Here is a 1,045-nt window from a genome sequence, read left to right as displayed (position 1 = left end):
TTGATCGCGGTATAGATTCGTATTGAGAAGGTGTCGTGGCAGCCCGACGTATCGCACACGCTGCCACGCCCCCACCAGCTTCTGCTTCAACACCCCGACCGTACGGGCGCAAAAGTTGCCCAGGACATTGCGCTTGACGTAGGCCCAGATCAATTCAATCGGGTTGAGTTCCGGCGCATATGGCGGCAAATATTCCAGCGACAAGCGTTTGTGGCTTGCCACGAATGCTTGTACGGCTTTGGCTCGGTGAATGGCGGCATTGTCCAGCACGACGACAATCTCTCCAGTCACATGACGCAGCAGATGTTGAAGAAACTGGACAACATCGCCATGCTTGATCGCGCCTGCCTTGGTGTTCTGAAAGAAGCGCCCATCCGATGTGATCGCACCTATGGTCGACAGTTTGTCCCAGTTCGCGGGCATCGTGACCAAGGGCGTGACGCCCTTGGTCGACCACGTCCGTCTTCGCACGCCTTTCAACGCAAAGCCCACCTCGTCTAGGTAGATCAGTGTGGCGCCCTCAGCGACCTTTTTTTTTCAACTCAGGTGCCATCTGTTCTTTCCAGCTGGCAATCCGAAGTTCGTTGCGTTCTGCGGCGCGTCCATCCGGCATTTGTGGGGTCCAGCCCAGCTGGTGCAAGATTTTGCGGACGTGATCGTGGTGATACCAGATCGCAAACTGCCGACCAATCAGCTCACTCACTCGCCGAGTGGTCCAGGTCTCGTCGGGGAACCCGTGGGCGAGCGCACCCTCCTGAAGGAGGGTGCGCAGCTGCTCGTGCTGTTCGGGGGTCATCCGAGACTGGCGACCGGGAGCGATCGTCGCCTGAAGGGTCCCTCTCTTCTTCAGGCGCGCATTCCACGTGGTCACGGTCACGACGGAGACCCCAAAATGCTCAGCAATTTCGCGATGGGAGTGCGTGCCCTGTTGAAGCCACTCAGCAGCGGCCAGTCGACGCTCTTCGAGTTGGGTACGGGTATATCGGGTCGGCTGCCATTCCGCCATACCCCAACATACCAAGACGGATTTGCGCCGTTGTCAATA

Annotated in this window: 1 protein-coding gene; it reads right to left on the bottom strand. The window is 58.2% G+C overall.

What is annotated here, in order from left to right:
• Positions 1 to 1,006 (bottom strand): IS630 family transposase gene (locus tag GO986_RS22415; protein WP_157461744.1). Its coding sequence is split into 2 segments (ribosomal slippage), with 1,005 coding nucleotides annotated over them: positions 1 to 537 and positions 539 to 1,006; the frame shifts between segments, so codons are not numbered across the junction. This gene is flagged as partial in the annotation.
• Positions 1,007 to 1,045 lie beyond the last annotated feature (39 nt).

Origin of the sequence: Deinococcus arboris, assembly GCF_009755355.1 — a bacterium.
Taxonomy (GTDB): Bacteria; Deinococcota; Deinococci; order Deinococcales; family Deinococcaceae; genus Deinococcus; species Deinococcus betulae.
The sequence above is the reverse complement of the archived record's forward strand: the minus strand, read 5'-3'. Positions and strand labels throughout refer to the sequence as shown.